This is a genomic window from Providencia sp. PROV156 (genome assembly GCF_028480905.1).
GTDB lineage: Bacteria > Pseudomonadota > Gammaproteobacteria > Enterobacterales > Enterobacteriaceae > Providencia > Providencia hangzhouensis.
Genome location: NZ_JAMPPE010000002.1, coordinates 212979 through 232087, shown reverse-complemented (window position 1 = coordinate 232087; position 19109 = coordinate 212979). Strand labels below are relative to the sequence as shown.

General features: G+C 42.1%; 16 protein-coding genes. 12 read left to right on the top strand and 4 right to left on the bottom strand.

Translation table 11 applies throughout. The annotated features are described in order from the left end of the window. The first annotated feature begins 53 nt into the window (after positions 1 to 53). Positions 54 to 371, top strand: a complete 318-nt coding sequence (gene metJ / locus PSF31_RS02250; protein WP_004265315.1) for a met regulon transcriptional regulator MetJ — start codon at positions 54 to 56, stop codon at positions 369 to 371. Between the two features lie 262 nt (positions 372 to 633). On the opposite strand, the gene rpmE is transcribed toward metJ, so the two are convergent. Continuing rightward, the gene (gene rpmE / locus PSF31_RS02245) at positions 634 to 849 is read right to left on the bottom strand and encodes a 50S ribosomal protein L31 (protein ID WP_004265313.1); all 216 of its coding nucleotides are present in this window, start codon (positions 847 to 849) and stop codon (positions 634 to 636) included. 218 nt (positions 850 to 1067) lie between these two features. On the opposite strand from rpmE, the gene priA reads away from it, so the two are divergent. The 7 genes from priA to rraA all read left to right on the top strand — a co-directional run bounded on the left by priA (position 1068) and on the right by rraA (position 9317). Then, a complete protein-coding gene (priA, locus tag PSF31_RS02240; RefSeq protein WP_096863593.1) occupies positions 1068 to 3266 on the top strand; it encodes a primosomal protein N' in 2199 nt (732 codons plus the stop codon). Between the two features lie 341 nt (positions 3267 to 3607). Then, complete coding sequence (cytR, locus tag PSF31_RS02235; RefSeq protein WP_004265308.1) at positions 3608 to 4636, top strand: DNA-binding transcriptional regulator CytR; 1029 nt, start codon at positions 3608 to 3610, stop codon at positions 4634 to 4636. A gap of 73 nt (positions 4637 to 4709) precedes the next feature. Next, positions 4710 to 5516, top strand: coding sequence for a cell division protein FtsN (gene ftsN / locus PSF31_RS02230; RefSeq protein WP_094961900.1), 807 nt, complete (start codon positions 4710 to 4712; stop codon positions 5514 to 5516). Between the two features lie 169 nt (positions 5517 to 5685). Beyond that, positions 5686 to 6216 (top strand): ATP-dependent protease subunit HslV, encoded by a 531-nt coding sequence (gene hslV / locus PSF31_RS02225; RefSeq protein WP_004265304.1) that lies wholly within the window; start codon positions 5686 to 5688, stop codon positions 6214 to 6216. An 11-nt stretch (positions 6217 to 6227) separates the two neighbouring features. Then, a complete protein-coding gene (gene hslU / locus PSF31_RS02220) occupies positions 6228 to 7562 on the top strand; it encodes an HslU--HslV peptidase ATPase subunit (RefSeq protein WP_004265302.1) in 1335 nt (444 codons plus the stop codon). A 187-nt stretch (positions 7563 to 7749) separates the two neighbouring features. Then, positions 7750 to 8673, top strand: coding sequence for a 1,4-dihydroxy-2-naphthoate polyprenyltransferase (locus tag PSF31_RS02215; RefSeq protein WP_004265301.1), 924 nt, complete (start codon positions 7750 to 7752; stop codon positions 8671 to 8673). 119 nt (positions 8674 to 8792) lie between these two features. After that, positions 8793 to 9317, top strand: a complete 525-nt coding sequence (rraA, locus tag PSF31_RS02210; protein WP_004265300.1) for a ribonuclease E activity regulator RraA — start codon at positions 8793 to 8795, stop codon at positions 9315 to 9317. Positions 9318 to 9686: 369 nt separating this feature from the next. Here rraA and zapB read toward each other — a convergent pair whose 3' ends face one another. Then, a complete protein-coding gene (gene zapB, locus PSF31_RS02205) occupies positions 9687 to 9926 on the bottom strand; it encodes a cell division protein ZapB (protein ID WP_004265299.1) in 240 nt (79 codons plus the stop codon). 305 nt (positions 9927 to 10231) lie between these two features. Here zapB and PSF31_RS02200 point away from each other — a divergent pair, with 305 nt between their 5' ends. From PSF31_RS02200 to PSF31_RS02190, 3 genes are all read left to right on the top strand, one after another. Further along, positions 10232 to 11092 (top strand): MIP/aquaporin family protein, encoded by an 861-nt coding sequence (locus PSF31_RS02200; RefSeq protein WP_004265297.1) that lies wholly within the window; start codon positions 10232 to 10234, stop codon positions 11090 to 11092. A 3-nt stretch (positions 11093 to 11095) separates the two neighbouring features. Beyond that, positions 11096 to 12622: a glycerol kinase GlpK gene (glpK, locus tag PSF31_RS02195; protein ID WP_004265295.1), complete on the top strand. Its 1527-nt coding sequence runs from the start codon at positions 11096 to 11098 to the stop codon at positions 12620 to 12622. Between the two features lie 224 nt (positions 12623 to 12846). Then, positions 12847 to 16620, top strand: coding sequence for a hypothetical protein (locus PSF31_RS02190; protein WP_096863594.1), 3774 nt, complete (start codon positions 12847 to 12849; stop codon positions 16618 to 16620). A 41-nt stretch (positions 16621 to 16661) separates the two neighbouring features. Here PSF31_RS02190 and emrD read toward each other — a convergent pair whose 3' ends face one another. Next, on the bottom strand, positions 16662 to 17846 hold the full coding sequence (gene emrD / locus PSF31_RS02185; protein ID WP_094961898.1) for a multidrug efflux MFS transporter EmrD: 1185 nt from the start codon (positions 17844 to 17846) through the stop codon (positions 16662 to 16664). A gap of 144 nt (positions 17847 to 17990) precedes the next feature. Then, positions 17991 to 18119, bottom strand: a complete 129-nt coding sequence (locus tag PSF31_RS02180; RefSeq protein WP_255254465.1) for a hypothetical protein — start codon at positions 18117 to 18119, stop codon at positions 17991 to 17993. Between the two features lie 183 nt (positions 18120 to 18302). Here PSF31_RS02180 and fpr point away from each other — a divergent pair, with 183 nt between their 5' ends. Then, positions 18303 to 19049, top strand: a complete 747-nt coding sequence (fpr, locus tag PSF31_RS02175; RefSeq protein ID WP_096863595.1) for a ferredoxin--NADP(+) reductase — start codon at positions 18303 to 18305, stop codon at positions 19047 to 19049. The last annotated feature ends 60 nt before the right edge of the window (positions 19050 to 19109 follow it).

Sequence of the window (19109 nt, the reverse complement as noted above, 5' to 3'; positions counted from 1 at the left end):
AAAAGAATATGCATATTATTTTTTATTATTATTGAAAATATCCAAGGTAACCCATGGCTGAATGGAATGGTGAGTATGTCAGTCCGTATGCTGAACATGGCAAAAAGAGTGAGCAAGTAAAAAAAATTACAGTATCTATCCCTTTGAAGGTACTAAAAATTTTAACTGACGAACGTACTCGTCGTCAGATTAATAACTTGCGACACGCGACAAATAGTGAGCTCCTGTGTGAAGCTTTTTTACATGCATTCACAGGCCAACCACTGCCAAATGATGAAGATTTACGTAAAGAACGTAATGACGAGATCCCTGAAGCCGCAAAAGAAATTATGCGCGAATTAGGTATCGACCCTGAAACGTGGGAATACTAGCCCCAATTAGTCACCATTACGTATCTCAAAACTTTAACTACGTCGCACGCCTTGCGACGTAGTGCCTTTTCTTATGTTTTATTCAAGATAGCTATAACGATGATGGCGACGCGCTCAAGTCTAAAGTGAAAGTACGAATAATGATATTATGTTCGCCGTGCTTTACCGCATCTAATTTCTTCATTTAGACATAAAAACACTTATTTTAGGCATTAAAAAAGGGAAACTCAGTTTCCCTTTTTTTTCGCATTCACAAGTTCGATTATTTTTTAGAACCTGGGATGCTGAAACGTTGGTTGAAGCGATCAACACGACCACCAGTCGCAACATCACGCTGTTTACCAGTATAGAACGGGTGGCAGTTACCACAAACGTCCAGGTTCAGCGAGTGACCAGCAGTTGAATTAATTTTCATTACATTACCGCAAGAACAAGTTGCAGTAACTTCTTCGTATTTAGGGTGAATACCTTTTTTCATGGGAGAACCTCTATTAAGGCCGTGTCGCCATTCCAGCCCTAACGCCGGACACCACACGTCGTGTTGATTGAATTTAATATATTGGTAAAAATAGATACCAAAGGCGGCGGATCATACAGAAATTCTGTTTATCACGCAATGAAAACCGAGTAAATTTTGTGGTACTCTAGTCAACAATCGCTCGCATTATCGCATAAAAAATAGACGGAAACCCAGATATGATCGTCGTTCAGGTGGCTTTACCTGTCCCTTTAAACCGCACATTTGATTATCGCCTTCCTGATAACATGCCACTACCAGTGATTGGCAGCCGTGTTATGGTGCCATTTGGCAAGCGCCAAGCCTTGGGTATTGTGGTAAAGCACAGCGATAAAAGCGAATTTGCTGAAGATAAATTAAAAGCCATCGAACTGGTTCTCGACCACCAAACGCTCTTCCCTGACGATATTTGGCAGCTCTTACTGTGGTCTTCACAATACTATCATTACCCAATAGGTGAAGTGCTCTTCCACGCATTACCCACACTATTGCGCCAAGGTAAACCTGCGGAATTTACCCCTATTTGGCAATGGCAAGTGACGGATGAAGGCTTAGCCGTTGACCTTAATGAGCTAAAACGTTCCCCAAAGCAGCAACAAGCTCTTGCACTTTTGCGTCGTAGAGCCGTTTATCGCCATCAAGTGAGTGAGCTTGAAATCAGTGAAAGTGCTCTGCAAGCATTGAAAAAGAAAGCTTATATTGAGTTACATCCCGTTCAACCGACTAGCGAAAAGTGGCAACCAAGCTTTACAGTTTGTGGGGAAAGGTTGCGGCTTAATAGTGAGCAAGCGACCGCTGTCGGTGCTATACGTGCTGAAGATGACCAATTTTCGCCATGGCTGCTCGCAGGGATCACAGGATCCGGTAAGACGGAAGTGTACCTGAGTGTATTGGAAAATGTCCTTGCCCAAGGTAAACAAGCTTTAGTTTTGGTGCCTGAAATTGGCTTAACCCCACAAACGATTAGCCGTTTTCGCGAGCGCTTCAATGCGCCTGTTGATGTATTGCACTCAGGGTTGAACGATAGCGAGCGTTTAGCCGTTTGGTTACGCACTAAGCAAGGACAAAACGCCATTATTATTGGCACTCGCTCAGCGCTGTTCACCCCTTTTGCCCGCCTTGGCATTATTATTATTGATGAAGAGCATGACAGCTCATATAAACAGCAAGATGGCTGGCGTTATCATGCACGTGACTTAGCTGTTTTCCGCGCTAAAAAGAACAATATTCCCATTGTGATGGGTACTGCGACGCCATCACTAGAAACCTTATTCAATGTACAGCAGCATAAGTATCGGCAATTAAATCTCACTATTCGTGCAGGTAATGCACGTCCTGCGGCTCAGCACCTTATTGATTTAAAAGGCCAGCCGTTAAAATTTGGTCTTTCTCACTTATTAATTCAACACATTAAAGAACACCTTGCACAAAACAACCAAGTCATTCTATTTTTAAATCGTCGTGGTTATTCCCCTGCATTAATTTGCCATGAATGTGGCTGGATTGCAGAGTGCCAGCGCTGTGACCACTATTACACCTTGCACCAAAATTTTCATCAATTACGCTGCCACCATTGTGATAGCCAGCGCCCGGTTCCTCGTCAGTGCCCACAATGTGGTTCAACTCATTTAGTGCCTGTAGGAATGGGAACGGAGCAACTTGAGGAAGGGATTTGTGAACTGTTCCCTGATACCCCCGTTACCCGTATTGACCGTGATACCACGAGCCGTAAAGGGGAACTGGAACAGCATTTAAACCAAGTACATGAAGGGGGGGCTAGAATTCTTATTGGCACACAGATGTTAGCCAAGGGCCACCACTTCCCTGATGTCACCTTAGTCGCCTTGTTAGATGTCGACGGGGCTTTATTCTCGAGTGATTTTCGTGCAGCCGAACGGTTTGCTCAATTATACGTGCAAGTTTCTGGTCGAGCAGGACGAGCTGGTAAACAAGGTGAAGTGTTCTTGCAAACCCACCATCCCGAACACCCATTGTTGCTCACGCTTCTTGAAAAGGGCTATCACGCATTTACCCAAGAAGCGATGGAAGAACGGCAAATCGCAATGTTACCACCTTACACCAGTCATATATTGATCCGTTCAGAAGACCACAATAACCAAGATTCGCGCCAATTTTTGCAAAATGTACGGCAATATATTAGTGAACATCCACAAAGTGATGCCAAAATGTGGATTTTAGGCCCCTCGCCGTCGATTCAAGCCAAACGTGGCGGGCGATTCCGCTGGCAATTGCTATTGCAACACCCTTCGCGGCTTTATTTACAACAATTTATGGCGAAACTGTTGCCAGAAATTCTTCAACAACCAGAAAGTCGCAAAGTAAAATGGAACATCGATGTGGACCCGACCGATTGTTAACTCATTATCAATGCTAAAGGATTCATTTTACCTAACCATTTAACTTTATAGGCCATACCAGTATTGTCTTTGCAGCATGTTGATAAATTTGAATTATTTGCCATATAATTCTAAACGACCAAATTGAGTATTTTTCATACACATTGAGTTTCATTTATCTTTTTGCCCTTAGAATTATTTTCAAAATTTGCGAAGTAGCTCTAAAAAATGACGCAAGTCACATTTTTTATGCAAACTAGGTAACAGATATTCTTGAGAAACCAATTAGAATAACCACTAATAATGACGTACTTGCGCCATTCAAAAAAAGCAAACGATTAAATCAATCTAAGGAAGGCGTTGTGGAAAGTAAAAAACACAATAACACGGCAACGATGAAAGATGTTGCTAGTGCCGCGGGCGTTTCGACAGCGACGGTGTCTAGAACACTTATGAACCCGGAAAAAGTTTCTTTGCAAACACGCCAAAAAGTCGAACAAGCGGTGATGGATGTTGGCTATTATCCTCATAACCTTGCTAGAAGCTATAAGCGCAATGAATCAAAGACTATTCTTGTACTCGTTCCTAATATTCGCGACCCTTTCTTTAGTGATGTCGTGTGCGGCATTGAAGAAATTGCCGCTCAAGAAGGCTATTTTGTTTTGATTGGGGACTGTAAACACCAAGAAAAACAAGAAAATGCTTTTATTAATCTCATTATTACCAAACAAATTGATGGCATGGTCTTACTGGGTTCCAATATTCCATTCGATATCTCAACCGAAGAGCAAAAAAACCTCCCTCCAATTGTGATGGCCAATGAGTTCGCACCTGAGCTAAAACTGCCTACCGTACATATCGATAACCTCACCGCCGCATTTAACGCAACACATTACCTACAAAAACAAGGCCATAAACTGATCGCTTGTATTGCAGGCCCTGACCATATGCCTTTAAGCCAATATCGTTTAGAAGGTTATAAAAAAGCCATGTTACGCACAGGTGAAAAACTGCGTGAAAATTATATTATTCGTGGTGATTTTACCCATGAGGGTGGCGCTGAAGCAGTGAAAACATTGATGTCACTTCCTGAACCACCGACAGCTATCTTTTGCCATAGTGATATCATGGCAATTGGTGCGATGTGGCAAGCGAAAAAAATGGGCTTAAAGCTCCCTGATGACCTTTCTTTTGTTGGTTTCGATAACTTAGAGCAAGCAAAATACACCTTGCCAGCCCTAACGACTATCAACCAACCTCGTGCTGAAATTGGCCATCATGCGATGCAATTACTGCTCGAGCAGATTCATGGGCACAATGTTAATCCAGGCTCACGTCTCCTAGATTCTGATTTAATCATTAGAGAGAGCACAAAAGCGCCTAAAAGCTAGTCAAAGTTGCTCAGGTTAAGTAACATGTTAACCCAAATGATGACTAACAATTGATAACTAGTGAATTAATAGCGTGGCACAAAAAGATTATGTAGCTCGAGGGCGCTCATCCGCCCGTAAAAAAAGCAAAGGTAAATCAAAGAAAGCACAAGGACTACCAATGACAACATTGGTTGTTGCTGTCACGATTGTCGTGCTATTTGTTGGCGGCCTGTTTTATATCACTCAAAATAAAAAGGACACACCACAACCTCAGGTAGCCACTCCCACAACACCGGGTAGTACGCTTCCACCAAAGCCTGAAGAACGTTGGCGTTATATTAAGGAACTCGAACGTCGTGGTGTGGATATGCCAAATATTCAACAGCCGAGCACGGGGAATAATATTGTGCGCCCATCAGATTTAACACCTGAACAGCGCCAGCTATTAGAGCAAATTGATTCTGACAGACGCCAGCCTGTCACTAACTTGCAAGAAATACCTGCAAACGGTAAACCAGTACCGCGTTCACAAGTGCTCATCAATGAGCCTGCTCAACCTATCGAGCCAGTACAACGTAAACCGGCGGCCAATATCCCTCCAAAACTTGAGGCTCAACCAACCGCGCCTGCAACTCAACCACAAACGGCACCAAGCACTAAACCGACAAACAGCTTGCAAAATATGGTTGTTCAATGTGGTTCATTCCGTACAGCAGAACAAGCCGAGTCTGTACAAGCTACTTTGGCATTCTCAGGTATTGAAAGCCGTGTAAGCGCTGGTGGAGGTTGGCACCGTATCGTTTTAGGACCTTATTCCAAGTCCACTGCCGAAAAAATGCGTGACCGTGCAGCAGGTGCAGGTGTTTCCGGTTGTATTCTTCGTGCTTCTGGGGGTTGAAAAATTCCTCCTTCCCCCCCATGTACTGTTTTAATGTACTCATGAGCGGTACTTTGTGTCTTCAACCTAGTTCAAGTGATAGTTAATTAGACAACTATCACTTGAATTTAATCTTTTGAAAATCACATTCAACCGCATTCTTTTTTGTAATAAAACCAGGGGCTAACTCATGACAACAATCGTAAGTGTTCGCCGTAATGGCCAGGTCGTAATTGGTGGTGATGGACAGGCGACGATGGGTAATACCGTCATGAAAGGCAATGTCCGCAAAGTTCGCCGTTTATACAACGACAAAGTCATTGCCGGATTTGCCGGTGGCACCGCAGACGCATTCACATTATTTGAACTGTTTGAGCGCAAACTCGAACTGCATCAAGGCCATTTAACGAAAGCGGCCGTTGAACTTGCTAAAGATTGGCGTACCGACCGCATGCTTCGTAAATTAGAAGCCTTGTTAGCTGTCGCTGATGAACACACTTCACTGATCATTACGGGTAATGGTGATGTGGTTCAACCGGAAAACGACTTAATTGCGATTGGCTCCGGTGGCCCATATGCACAATCAGCCGCACGTGCTTTGTTAGAAAATACAGACTTAAGTGCTAAAGAAATCGCTGAAAAAGCGCTCGCTATTGCAGGTGATATCTGTATTTACACCAACCATAATGTCAACTTTGAAGAAATTTCTTCAAAATCATAAGGATTGCTAGTATGTCCGAAATGACTCCACGCGAGATTGTCAGCGAACTCGACAATCATATTATTGGCCAAAATAAAGCCAAACGTTCTGTTGCGATTGCTCTGCGTAACCGCTGGCGCCGTATGCAGTTAAACGAAGTATTACGACACGAAGTCACCCCAAAAAATATTTTGATGATTGGGCCAACAGGGGTAGGTAAAACTGAAATTGCCCGCCGCCTTGCAAAATTAGCCAATGCGCCATTTATCAAAGTTGAAGCGACCAAATTTACTGAAGTCGGCTATGTTGGTAAAGAAGTTGACTCGATTATTCGCGATTTAACTGACTCTGCCGTTAAAATGGTGCGTTTACAGTCTATCGAAAAAAATCGCTATCGCGCCGAAGAAATGGCTGAAGAACGTATTTTAGACGTTCTTATCCCACCAGCAAAAAATAACTGGGGGCAATCTGAACCAACGGATGAGCATTCTCCAGCCCGCCAAGCATTCCGTAAAAAATTACGTGAAGGCCAATTAGACGATAAAGAAATTGAAATCGAAGTCGCTGCATCCCCTATGGGTGTTGAAATTATGGCACCTCCAGGCATGGAAGAGATGACTAACCAGTTACAATCCATGTTCCAAAACCTAGCAGGCCAAAAACAGAAACCTCGTAAGATGAAAATCAAAGAGGCATTCAAACTGCTAGTTGAAGAAGAAGCGGCTAAATTAGTCAACCCTGAAGAGCTAAAAGAACAAGCGATTGAAGCGGTTGAACAGAATGGTATCGTCTTCATCGATGAGTTCGACAAAATTTGTAAACGCGGTGGCCAAAGTTCGGGGCCAGATGTATCCCGTGAAGGAGTTCAACGTGATTTACTGCCATTAATCGAAGGCTGTACCATTTCCACTAAGCACGGCATGGTCAAAACTGACCATATTCTGTTTATTGCTTCAGGTGCATTCCAAGTTTCGAGCCCATCAGACTTAATCCCTGAACTCCAAGGCCGCTTGCCAATTCGCGTTGAGCTACAAGCTCTGACAACTGAAGATTTTGTACGTATTTTGACTGAGCCAAATGCCTCATTAACTGAACAGTATAAAGCGCTGATGGCAACAGAAGGCGTGAATATTGAATTCACGACTGACGGTATTCGTAAAATTGCAGAATCTGCATGGCAAGTGAATGAGTCAACCGAAAATATTGGTGCTCGTCGCTTACACACAGTGCTTGAACGCTTAATGGAAGATATTTCTTTCGATGCCAGTGACCGTAACGGGCAAACTATCCAAATCGATGCAGACTATGTCAGACAGCACTTAGATGAGCTGGTGGCAGATGAAGACTTGAGTAGATTTATTTTATAATCTTATTAATTATCTGGTTTTCATGTATCCTTAATATACATCGACTAAAGTGCAGCTTTTATCGCTGCACTTTTTTCTATGAAATATTCTGCCCATTACATTGAAAATACTCAGGTATCTCTCTATATGATGGGTTATTAAATTATAAAGATCACATCTCTAAAGAGTTTGAATTATAGGTAACTGCATGCAGTCGACATCCTCAACAATAAGTCGTAAACAAGCTTGGATTGAAAGTCTCCGCCCTAAAACCCTACCATTAGGGGTGATTGCGATTGTGACAGGCTCTGCACTCGCTTATTTAACTAATAATTTTAAATGGCCTGTCGCTTTATTAGCACTTATCACAGCGGGTTTATTACAGATTTTATCTAACCTTGCGAATGACTATGGTGATGCGGTCAAAGGCTCTGATACGGCTGAACGTATTGGTCCATTACGTGGCATGCAAAAAGGCGTTATCACGCAAGCGGATATGAAAAAGGCACTGAAGCTAAATATTACGGCGGCCTGTCTTTCCGGCTTACTGTTAATTATTGTCGCATGCGAAAAACCCGAGGATGCCATTGGTTTTGTCGCATTAGGGCTTATTGCTATCGTCGCTGCTATTACCTATACCGTAGGCAAGAAACCGTATGGCTACCTAGGGTTAGGGGATATTTCTGTTTTAATCTTCTTTGGCTGGCTAAGTGTTATTGGGACTTATTATTTACAAGCAAATAGTTTTAATATCATCACTGTCCTACCCGCAACGGCTTGTGGGTTGCTCTCTGTCGCAGTATTGAATATCAATAATATGCGTGATATCGAAAATGATATTAAAGCAGGTAAAAATACCTTAGCGGTACGCTTAGGTCCCCAAGGGGCTCGAATTTATCACACCATTATTATTGTTGCGGCTATTTTATGTTTGGCCTTTTTTAATCTAATTTATTTACACGGCTGGAGCGGTTGGCTATTTTTACTCGCCGTACCAATGCTAATGAACCATTTACGCCGTGTTCTCAGCGACCCAACCCCCGAAGGTATGCGCCCTCTATTGGAAAATATGGTGAAAGCTGCACTCGTGACCAACGTTTTATTTTCCATCGGCGTCGTAATGAGCAAATAATATTCACTATTTGTCGTTTTTTTGACTTTTTCCGCCTATTTTTAGGCGGGTAACTTTGCCAAGTACGGTTCAAAAGGGATATACTGGTTGCCTCTTGCAGCAAAAAAGACCTAACTCCTATGAAATATGATACTTCCGAACTCTGCGATATTTACCAAGAAAGCGTCAACGTGGTAGAACCCCTTTTCTCCAATTTTGGTGGACGTACTTCATTTGGCGGTCAAATCATTACAGTTAAGTGTTTTGAAGATAACGGCCTAGTGTATGATTTGCTGGAAGAGGATGGTACAGGGCGTATCCTACTCGTTGATGGGGGCGGTTCTGTCCGTAAGGCACTTATTGATGCTGAAATTGCAAGGCTAGCTGTTGATAACCACTGGGAAGGAATTGTGGTTTACGGTGCGGTTCGTCAGGTAGATACCCTGATGGAACTCGACCTCGGTATTCAAGCTATTGCTGCGATGCCGGCGGGCTGTCCGGATGAAGGCATCGGTGAAAGTGATATTCGTGTTAATTTCGGCGGTGTGACTTTCTTTTCAGGTGATTACCTTTATGCCGATAACACCGGTATTATCCTTTCTGAAGAGCCATTAACACCTTATGAGAACAACGGTTTTGTCGAAGATGACAATATCGACGCATAATCCGTTAAAAATTCTAAAAATAAGGGCTGCAATAATTTGCAGCCCTTATTTTTATACTCTACTACGCGAGGTATGACGAAAGTTTCTCTAAACCCTACAATGCGAGATATAACAAAGATTTCTCTAAATAATTCGTGTTGTAGGTAGGCGGCAAAGTCGATAAGACCCTAGGAGCATACATGAGTATGTGACTAGGGCGAAGAGACGAAGCCAACACCCCTACAATGCGAGATATAACAAAAATTTCTCTAAATAATTCGTGTTGTAGGTAGGCGGCAAAGTCGATAAGACCCTAGGAGCATACATAAGTATGTGACTAGGGCGAAGAGACGAAGCCAACACCCCTACAACGCGAAGTATGACGAGAAATTACACTTCTTCCATCTTACCGAGTAAAGTCCGTAAACGCTCCTGCCAAGCTTGCTGCTCTTGTTTTAACTGTTCATTTTCACGCACCAGTGAATCCGTGCCTGATTTTGCTGTTTCAAGCTCTTGGCTTAACGCACCATTTTTATCTTTTAATTCATCGATTTCCATTTGTAACAGTGTGATTGTATCAATCGCTTGTTGCACTTTGGATTCTAGTTTCTCAAATACTTCAAATGACATAATTCTGGTCTCCCTTATCAGCTTTTACACGATTGTAAGTAGCATGATCCTCTGTGTCCAGTTCCTTCCTTCTGAATCGTAATAACCTTCATTAAAAAACACTGGTCAGATCACATCACAAAGGTCGAATCCATCACTATTTTTGATTGTTTTGTTTCGCTTTAGTGATGTAACACACACTTTTCAATTTCGATATTTCTCGTTTATGTTCTTTAACGATAAATTTACAGTTAATGATTTTCGATTAGAAAATCTTAACTTAAAAAAACATTACAATATTTTTCATTTTCGTAGGATAGAAACATATGAGCCAAATGACGACTACATCACTCACGGGTCAGTGCATCTCAGAGTTTTTAGGGACTGCGCTACTGGTCTTTTTTGGTCTAGGTTGTGTTGCTGCCGTTAGAATAGCGGGCGCACAACTAGGCTTGTGGGAAATTAGTATTATATGGGGCTTTGGCGTTGCTTTAGCCGTTTACCTAACCGCTGGCACCTCGGGTGCCCATCTAAACCCAGCCGTTACTCTCGCACTATGGCTATTCGCGTGTTTTGATAAGCGCAAAGTTGTTCCTTATATCATCGCACAGATGCTAGGTGGCTTCTTTGCTGCCGCATTAGTTTACTCAATGTATTCCCCTGTATTTTTCGATTACGATCAAGTTCATCACATCATTAGAGGCTCACAAGAAAGCTTATTTACTGCGGGTGTTTTCTCAACCTACCCAGCACCACAAATTAGTGTTCCTCATGCATTCTTTATTGAGGTCATTATTGCGGCCATTCTTGTTTGCTTAATACTCGCGCTAACCGATGATGGCAATGGTGTCCCACGTGGCCCACTTGCACCATTGTTAATCGGTATTTTGATTGCTGTTATCGGTGGGTCATTTGGCGCGCTCACTGGGTTCGCACTCAACCCTGCTCGTGACTTTGGTCCAAAGGTTGTCGCTTATCTCGCTGGTTGGGGTGATATCGCTCTGACTGGTGGCCGCGATATTCCTTATTTCCTTGTCCCATTGACAGCACCTATTGTTGGTGGTCTGCTAGGCGCATTCGCCTATCGCAAACTGATTGGTCGCCACTTACCTTGCATGGTATGTGAAGAAGAGACCAAAACAGAAAAATTATCCGTTAAAAACACCAAATCCTCGGAACAGGCTTAAATTATGACTACTGAAACCACTATTGCGAAAAAGTATATTGTTGCACTCGACCAAGGCACAACCAGCTCACGTGCTGTCGTACTCGACCATGATGCGAATATTGTCAGTATTTCACAACGTGAATTCACCCAAATTTATCCTAAGCCAGGTTGGGTGGAACATGACCCAATGGAAATTTGGGCATCACAAAGCTCAACACTAGTGGAAGTACTCGCTAAAGCGGATATCCGTACCGATGAAGTCGCTGGGATTGGGATCACTAACCAACGTGAAACCACTATTGTTTGGGAAAAAGCCACAGGTAAGCCTGTTTATAATGCAATTGTGTGGCAATGTCGCCGTACTGCTGACTTTTGTACCCATCTGAAACAAAATGACCGCGATTTAGAAGAGTATATTCGCCAAAACACCGGTCTGGTTGTTGACCCATATTTCTCCGGTACAAAAGTCAAATGGATTTTAGATCATGTTGAAGGTGCACGTGAGCGAGCTGAAAAAGGGGAGTTACTGTTTGGAACTGTCGATACTTGGCTCGTTTGGAAAATGACACAAGGGCGTGTTCATGTCACCGACTATACCAATGCCTCTCGAACCATGTTGTTCAATATCCGTAACCTCGAGTGGGATGACAAAATTCTCAAAGCGCTCAATATTCCACGAGCAATGCTTCCTGAAGTGCGCCCTTCTTCCGAAGTCTACGGGCAAACCAATATTGGGGGGAAAGGTGGGACTCGTATTCCAATTTCAGGAATGGCGGGAGACCAACAAGCCGCTCTGTATGGCCAACTGTGTGTCAAATCAGGAATGGCCAAAAATACCTATGGAACAGGCTGTTTCCTACTTCTGAACACGGGAGAGACTGCTGTACGTTCAAATCATGGCCTACTGACGACTATCGCGTGTGGCCCAAAAGGTGAAGTCAATTATGCACTTGAAGGCGCTGTATTTGTCGGAGGTGCCTCTATCCAATGGCTGCGTGATGAATTGAAATTAATTGATGAATCAACAGACTCAGAGTACTTTGCCACTAAAGTGAAAGACAGCAATGGTGTGTATGTTGTTCCTGCCTTTACTGGTTTGGGAGCTCCATATTGGGACCCATATGCGCGCGGTGCTATTTTTGGCCTGACACGTGGTGCAAACCGCAACCATATTATCCGTGCAACATTAGAATCTATCGCTTATCAAACCCGTGATGTACTTGATGCAATGCAAGCAGATTCAGGTGAGCGCTTAAAAGCACTACGTGTTGATGGTGGCGCTGTCGCCAATAACTTCTTAATGCAATTCCAGTCAGATATTTTAGGTACTCCTGTTGAACGCCCTGAAGTGCGAGAAAGCACTGCATTGGGAGCCGCTTACCTTGCAGGCTTAGCCGTTGGTTTCTGGAGTAATCTTGATGAGTTACAGAGCAAGGCGACCATTGAGCGTGTATTCAAACCAGGTATTGAAACGACGGAACGTAATTTCAAATACGAGGGATGGAAAAAAGCCGTAGCTCGTGCCCAAGAGTGGGAAGATCGTGGCTAATCCATCTTTTAATCTGTTTTATTTCTAATATCCCAAAGGCCATATGAATCATATGGCCTTTTTTATTTTATCCCTACAAGTATGACTTTCTTCTAATAACTAATTAGTTAATCAATGAAAATGCAGTTATTAAAACAATAATAAATTAGACCGTTTTTTGCAGTTTATTTAGAATAATATTTCAATAAAATTCAAAATTAACCCTCAAAAAATGGATTATGGTAATGGATAACCTTAAAATATTTGCTGATGAGATACAGCAAGACAACTTACAACTAGGATGGTATAAAAAAGGGAGAGTGGCAATTATTCAACAAGATACCACCTTAATAAATGCATTAAAGGATAACCCTGAACAATCAGCTGACGGCGAAAAAGCATTTAAGTTATTTAGTTGGTTAAATAATAGCCCCCGGCTAGCGGGTGAAAATAAAAAAACTTATTTATTGAGTGCGCTCGGTACTGAACATTTCTCTGGATTTAGTTTCCACCCCAAGCAAAATTTGTTTGTCGAAGGCTTTAATTCACCCCATGAATGGATTAATGGAGAAACCAGAGCACAAGCTCAGCTCGCTGATTTATTATTACCAAGCGGGCAATGGCATCGCCATTATAATATCGTCGTCTTGCCTGAAAATGCCAATGACAAACAAGTCGAGCTAGTTCGCCATTGGTTGGAACTCACCGGCGGCAGTTTATTGATAGTCAAAAATAAACACAAAAAACTATCAGCATCGACCCAACAACTCATTGATGAAATTAATCCAGTAGAGCCTATTGAGCAAGCCAGCCGCACCTTAGAAAATCACAGTTTCCAGCAAATTATCACCCTACCAACCCAAGCAATAAACTCATTGAAGCTAACCGATGAGTTACGAAAAAACAGCCAATATTTCTCAATATCTATAGAAAATATGAAGTATAACAAGGTGTTGTCTTTACATGACGTTCCAATTACAAAAACATCATCTTGGCAACAGATTGCCCATTCTGTCGAAACCGATGTAAATAAAATAATGGCAGTAAATCAGCTTCCTGCGGTTAAAATCCGCTATGAAAAGAATACCTTAAAACTTGTTGGTGAAAATATCATTTTTCGCCAGTTCCAATTGAAACAAACAAAACCGGCGATCTCTCGACATGATGCGCAAGAAAGCGTTCCTCAAATTCTACCTATTTTAGTAGCAGAAAACCCAGATGAGCTCCCAAATCAGTTAGTTGTAGGTGCCATAACAGGAAAACTACCAAATAGCCCCCATATTAAGGGTTACAAAATCCTTGAGCAGCCCAAATTTGGTCAATTAACGCTAAATAACACCACCAACGAATGGCAATACATTGCCAATAATGCAAAATTTAAAACCCACTCAGATCAATTTGATTTTATTGCTATGCTACCTAACGGGCAGCAATCCCACCCCTTTTCCATTCAGTTACAAACCGCAAATGCACCACAACTGCGCATTCCTGGTAAACGCACATATTCCACTCCAGACCCTGTTTATCATGAACCTCAACGGCGTTACAACCCAACACCAAGTGATATGCAAATCCATCATATTCAACTTGCGCAAACTCACCTGCAGAATATGACCGATAAGCATATGAGCTTAACGGCTAACCGCTGGGCGTTATTGAATGTAGAAATTACTAGCGAAACGGCGGCAAAATCCCCTGATATTGAAGCCATCGTCAGTAATAAAGAAAGAAAAATATTAGGTCGAGTGAGATTAACGGGCCCGGATCATTTGCCCCAAAAATTAACAGCGCTCCCCCAACAGATGAATGTTTCAGCGCAAAATTGGCATCAGCAACGCTTTACAGCTCCGCTAAAAGGTGAGTGGATACAACCGGATATCAACCTCGTTATCACTGTTAATGGCAAACCCATTATCACCGAAGAAACCAACCAATATGGCCTATTCTCCCCCAATGTCACCCTTGATAACCACTTAATTGTTCATGTTGATAGCCACAGTTTATATCAACAAGGACATGGGGTTTATTCATCCTCCCCATTAAGTTGGGGAAAAGAAGCGGCGACAATCTTACCAATTGGGCAGCTCACATTGTATAGTCTTCCTGCTACAATGAGTCACCCAAGCTTAACGCCACTTAGGACTGACACCAATAGCAACACCATTCCGTTTATTCATCCTCATTATGATAACCCTGAAGAGATTGACTATCACCCCAGTGCACAAATTTTTTGGGCTTATAATAATAGCCATAAATACCAAACTGCTAACAATGCTGATTCTGATTATCAATATACTGCGATTGAAACCCTACCTTCAAATGTTGGCACTGCGCTATTAGGGCTTGGGTCGCCCAACAACGGTGGCGGAGTTCATGAACCTAACGTGATGTTTCATGAGATTTTTGGTCACGGTCTTGGTTTGCCTCATACCGACATAAAAGGTAAGAATGATCAGTTAATATACCCTTACGACCCTCACAGCCATGGCAAAAACCCAGCTTATAACCAATCTAGGCAATATTATATCACTTATCACGATCTCCATAGTCACTTAAAACAGGCTATGCCGACCATGCTTTCTAGTTTTGTGCCTTTTAGGAGCGGTGCTTATGATGCATTTTTGCCTCATCCTGATGTCTACAACCAAAAAATTCACCAATTTTTAAGCAAAAGAATACGCTGGCAAAGCAATAAAACTAAAGGGGAGGATACTGAAGATGGCGGGTTTGCAGGAGACGGCTTTTATCAACGCTGGGATCAAATTAACAAACAATGGGTCACACTAACTCAACAGAATTACTCAAAATATTATCACCTAACGCAAATTGAACAACTTCCTCATCAACGTGATGTAGCGATTTATTGGATACAGCACCAGTTTGCTAAAATGGCAGATAATACCCCACACCCTTATAGCACCATCACGGTTGACCGTACCATAGGAAGCTTGCCGGCCGATTACCATAACCTAAAAACAGGGGTTGGCCGTCCATTTGATATTAATGGTGACTATGCATTAACCGTCACTTATGCAACTCCGAATGGGTTATCGACCGAAGTATTACAAATCCGACGTACAGAGAGCTTCAATATTGCAGATAAAGGCGAATTGGTTCAGTTTACTCTACATGAATTAAACTACAAAAAAGAGCTTGGGCAGTTGATCTCCCACTATAACAACCCGGATTCATTAGCTTGCCGTGTATTAACAAACAGTGATGGCTATTTATTACCCAACCAGCTGATTCTCGATAATTATTGGCAAGGTGCCCCTATTTACTGGGCAGCAACAGAAGAAGGCTTAATTGATTTTTCGACAGGTAAAGTCAATCTCGACAAAATCACCTCAAAAAGTGCACTTTGCGCCAAGTGGGTTGAAAAAGGCCGGTTACATCAACAATATTTTTCATTATCTGACCCATTTGGCCAAGATTCGCAGGTTGATACCTCTTTGAACTTTATTGCGCTCAATCACCTTGATACTCACGCAAGGCATTACTCAGCAATACCCGATGTGATCTACTACACAGTCGAGCAACCTTTAGTTGCGGATGTAAACTTCGAACAAACGGTGGATATTACTCACCTAAACTTGCCTGATGGCCAGTACTCTTTTTGGGTCACACTAAGGACAAGTGATGACCAAAAACAAATTCAAGAAAGCATACCAATAGAGGAATGGTATTTTTCAGTACAACAAAATCAATTAACAATAAAAGGCACGATAGACAGCACCCCTGAGTTAAAACTGGATGGAATAATCATTCATATAGACCAACACTTGCAGGACCATACTGTACCAAAGTTGATTTGGCTCCAACAAAACACTCAAAATCCAACAGGACAATTAGCAGAAAATACAAAATTTCTAGATTATAACCAACCAGTGATATTTAATTCAGGAGTCATGTTGCCGGAACTTATATCATCAATGTCAGAAGAGGAACCTAGCTCCTTGTATTCATCGGTGCTATCAATTTCGCCACAAAAGCAAGCTGATATACTGCTAAGCGCGTAATTTGATGGTCAGGCTGTCTTTTGCAGCCTGACCATATACTATTAAACCATGCGTTCTGAGTGATTCATACGTTTTGCTAAAGGTAACCAGCACAACAATACAAGCATCGACATTAAAAACATCAACAATCCTAAACTAAACTGCCCGTTCTGTGGTAACAAGGCGGAAACCCAAGTCGCAACACCTGAACCGACATTTTGTAAGCCGCCAACAAGTGCTCCTGCAGCACCTGCCAAATAAGGGAAAGGCTCCATAGCCCCTGTCGTTGCTAAGGGAAATAACATACCAGCGCCAAAGAAAAATACCGCTGCTGGGACTAACAATGTCCATGTATTCATAATCCCAAACCAGCCTGGCACCCACATCATAAAGCCAGCCAATAAACAAATAAGCACTGAGTGCCACATCAAATTATAAAACGTTTTTCCCTCTCGCCCTGCATACCAAGCGCCAAAGAAAGCGGCAGGAATCGGCAATATAAATAAAATACTCACGGTGATACTGCTTAGCCCTAATACACCGCCCATCAATACACCACTGCTGGCTTCAAATACCGCTATCCCAGCTAACGCACCAACTAGCATGGCAAGGTAAGAGAGAAATGAACCACTTGAAAGTAATTCACGATATGAGGCCAACATTCTGTGCTTTTCTGGGGAAACAGGCCGCGTTTCTGGTAGCCAACGATACATACTCAATAATACTGAGGCTCCTAAGATAAATAGGAAAATATAGCAAGCATGCCAGCCCCAAAAGTGCGCTAATATTCCGCCAAACATAGGAGCCAATAATGGGCTGACTAACACCCCCATATTTAATAGGCTATTTGCATAACGCAGCGCTGTGCCTTTATATAAGTCACGAGGCATTGTTCTTGCCATCACACCAGCAACACCAGTTCCTAGCCCTTGTAACCCACTTGCCACTGTAAGTATATTTAGCGTTGGCGCGAAAATTGCCACAACCGTTGAAAATAAGAAAATCGTTAAACCGGTTAAAATAACAGGTCGGCGACCAATTCGGTCAGATAGCGGCCCATAAACTAACTGCGAAAAACCATAAGAAAATAAATAAGCCGCCATCACTTGTTGAACAGCACCAGAGGGCTCATTAAAATAAGCGGCAATTTCAGCAATGACAGGAACATAAATAGTTTGTGTCATTTGGCCGACCGCTGCCAATGCAATTAGCATCAATAGCAAATTAAAATGTTCCAGTTTTCTCATTTTTCTCTCAAATACATCCAATAATTCAAATGCACGCTATTTCGGACACAAAATAACGCCGCATTATTTCATTGTAATAACGCAAAATTATTTAGGTACTTAATTATCAATATAAAAATACTGCTCTACGCTTTTATGCCATTTTTAATAAATAGCAAATAATGCGTTTTGCTTGAGTGTGACTAAGATAACAAAAGCAGCTATCTTTTCGTAGTAGTGCGACATTTTATATTTTTCGACAATGGCAGTAATATTCGCCAGCATTGTCAACATAACTGTACATTGAACTTTAAAATAGACCAATATTAAGAATAAAACACTGGAACACATTATCGATAAGCATAAATAATGAACTGTTTTAGTATTAAATCCTAGTGAACCATGCTTTGGCTCATTCACATCAAAAATGAGTTATTTTTCAGATGGTCGATTTTAAAATATGAAGAGGTGGGATCTATGGCAAATTGGGTAACAGGAACAGTGATTGAAGCCAAATTTTGGACTGATTCATTATTCAGCTTAGTCATTGAGGCGCCAATTAAACCCTTTACCGCCGGACAATACGCCAAACTGGCACTCGAAATCGAAGGCGAACGTATTCAGCGAGCTTATTCTTACGTCAACGCACCTAGTGATAACCGACTTGAATTTTATTTTGTCATCGTCCCCGAAGGGAAACTTAGCCCAAAATTAGCACAATTAAAACCCGATGATACGTTACAGATCACGGATGAAGCAGCGGGTTTCTTCGTTTTAGACGAAATACCCGAATGTAAAAATTTATGGATGTTATCAACAGGTACCGCCATTGGGCCTTTTTTGTCTATTTTACAGGAAGGCAAAGACCTTGAGCGCTTCGAGAACATTGTTTTACTCCACGCTGTCCGTTATGAGAAAGATTTAAGTTATTTGCCCTTAATGAAAAAGTTGGAACAACAATATCAAGGAAAAGTAAAAATTGTCACCGTAGTGAGCCGCGAACAATGTACAGGCTCATTATATGGCCGTGTTCCAGCCTTAATTGAAAATCATGCACTCGAAGAGGCTGTTGGCCTAGCCCTTTCGCCTGACACCTGCCACGTTATGCTATGTGGTAACCCTGAAATGGTCAGGGACACTCGCGATACACTAAAAAATAACCGTAACATGGTTAAACATTTACGCCGCAAACCTGGCCATATTTCGAGTGAGCAATACTGGTAATTTAGCATGCTACCCTGAAATATTTTCAGGGTAGCATTCATGTTATATGGTAGTCGGGCC

Coding starts and splice junctions, on each gene's coding strand:
- PSF31_RS02215 (WP_004265301.1), top strand. CDS start 7,750: ATGCAGTCGACATCCTCAACAATAAGTCGTAAACAAGCTTGGATTGAA.
- rpmE (WP_004265313.1), bottom strand. CDS start 849: ATGAAAAAAGGTATTCACCCTAAATACGAAGAAGTTACTGCAACTTGT.
- hslU (WP_004265302.1), top strand. CDS start 6,228: ATGTCCGAAATGACTCCACGCGAGATTGTCAGCGAACTCGACAATCAT.
- PSF31_RS02190 (WP_096863594.1), top strand. CDS start 12,847: ATGGATAACCTTAAAATATTTGCTGATGAGATACAGCAAGACAACTTA.
- zapB (WP_004265299.1), bottom strand. CDS start 9,926: ATGTCATTTGAAGTATTTGAGAAACTAGAATCCAAAGTGCAACAAGCG.
- hslV (WP_004265304.1), top strand. CDS start 5,686: ATGACAACAATCGTAAGTGTTCGCCGTAATGGCCAGGTCGTAATTGGT.
- metJ (WP_004265315.1), top strand. CDS start 54: ATGGCTGAATGGAATGGTGAGTATGTCAGTCCGTATGCTGAACATGGC.
- fpr (WP_096863595.1), top strand. CDS start 18,303: ATGGCAAATTGGGTAACAGGAACAGTGATTGAAGCCAAATTTTGGACT.
- rraA (WP_004265300.1), top strand. CDS start 8,793: ATGAAATATGATACTTCCGAACTCTGCGATATTTACCAAGAAAGCGTC.
- glpK (WP_004265295.1), top strand. CDS start 11,096: ATGACTACTGAAACCACTATTGCGAAAAAGTATATTGTTGCACTCGAC.
- PSF31_RS02180 (WP_255254465.1), bottom strand. CDS start 18,119: ATGTTGACAATGCTGGCGAATATTACTGCCATTGTCGAAAAATATAAA.
- PSF31_RS02200 (WP_004265297.1), top strand. CDS start 10,232: ATGAGCCAAATGACGACTACATCACTCACGGGTCAGTGCATCTCAGAG.
- emrD (WP_094961898.1), bottom strand. CDS start 17,846: ATGAGAAAACTGGAACATTTTAATTTGCTATTGATGCTAATTGCATTG.
- priA (WP_096863593.1), top strand. CDS start 1,068: ATGATCGTCGTTCAGGTGGCTTTACCTGTCCCTTTAAACCGCACATTT.